This window comes from Streptomyces sp. NPDC052052, assembly GCF_040680455.1.
GTDB lineage: Bacteria > Actinomycetota > Actinomycetes > Streptomycetales > Streptomycetaceae > Streptomyces.
In genome coordinates this window covers 1-1,437 of record NZ_JBFAWU010000065.1, presented here as the reverse complement: position 1 = coordinate 1,437, position 1,437 = coordinate 1, and the positions used below count along the sequence as shown (strand labels likewise).

The 1,437-nt window shown below is 71.3% G+C and carries 1 protein-coding gene; it reads right to left on the bottom strand.

Annotated elements, in window-relative coordinates:
* Positions 1-1,437: beta-ketoacyl synthase N-terminal-like domain-containing protein (locus tag AB0L71_RS32655; protein WP_365250375.1), on the bottom strand; the 1,437-nt coding region annotated here is incomplete at both ends.

Sequence of the window (1,437 nt, the reverse complement as noted above, 5' to 3'; positions counted from 1 at the left end):
ACACCCTCGCCCCAGCCCGTTCCGTCCGCGGCGGCGGAGAACGCCTTGCACCGGCCATCCGGGGAGAGCCCCCGCTGGCGGCTGAACTCCACGAACATTCCGGGGGTCGCCATGATGGTCGCACCGCCCGCGAGTGCGAGCGAGCACTCGCCCTGGCGCAGCGCCTGCGCCGCCAGATGCAACGCCACCAACGACGACGAGCACGCCGTGTCCACCGTCACCGCGGGACCCTCGAACCCCAGGGAGTAAGCGATCCGGCCCGACGCCACACTCGCGGTGCTACCGGTGAGCAGATAGCCCTCGTAGCCGTCCGCCGGTTCGTGCAGGCGCGGGCCGTAGTCCTGGGTGGTGGTGCCGACAAAGACGCCGGTGTCGGTGCCGTGCAGGGTGGCCGGGTCGATACCGGCCCGCTCGATCGCCTCCCACGACGTCTCCAGGAGCAGCCGCTGCTGCGGGTCCATCGCGGCGGCCTCGCGGGGGCTGATGCCGAAGAAGTCCGCGTCGAAGCCGCCCACATCGTCGATGAAGCCGCCGTGTCGGGTGTACGAGGTGCCGCTGACCTCCGGATCAGGGTTGTACAGCGCGTCGAGGTCCCAACCCCGGTCCGTGGGGAACGCACCGACGGCGTCGACGCCGCCCTCCAGGATCTGCCACAGCTCTTCAGGGGCCGTGACACCGCCAGGAAAGCGGCAGCCCATGGCGACGACGGCGAGTGGCTCGTCAGCCGCTGTGCGACGCCCGTGAGTTTGCTGTTCTGCCGTGTTGGCTGGTGTGGGCAGGAGCTCGCGGACGATGTGGCGGGCGAGGAGCAGGGGGGTGGGATGGTCGTAGACGGCGGATACGGGCAGGGCGAGGCCGGTGTCTGCGACGAGCAGGTCTCTGAGCTCGACGGAGGTGAGGGAGGTGTGGCCGATCTCCTTGAAGGGCAGGGCCGGTTCGATGATCTCGTCGGGGCGGTATCCGAGAATGCGGCCCGTGTGCCGGACGACCAGGCCGAGCACGAGCTCCTCGCACTGCCGCTCGGACAGCCCGCGCAGGCGTGCCGCGAGACCGGTGTCGTCGAGATCCTCGGCATCCTCCGCCTCTGCCACGTCCGCCGCTTCCGCCGTCGGGCGCTCGGTGGCGCCCTGCGCGGTGCCGGGTGCGGCAGCAAGTGTGTCGATCCAGTGGCGCTTGCGCTGGAACGGGTAGGTGGGCAGGGGCACACGCCGGCCGTGACCGGTGCCATGCAGAGGACTCCAGTCGACGTCAACGCCGCCCGCGGACGCCGCCGCGAGAGCCCGCAGGACCGTGCGGGCCTCGTCGTAGCGACGGTTGAGCAGCGCGGCGACAACGGCCGGCCCCTCGGTGTCGGCACCGAGGCTGGCGCGGGTCATGGCGGTGAGGACGGGGTCGGGGCCCAGCTCCAGGAACATGGTCACCGACTGCTCGCGCAGT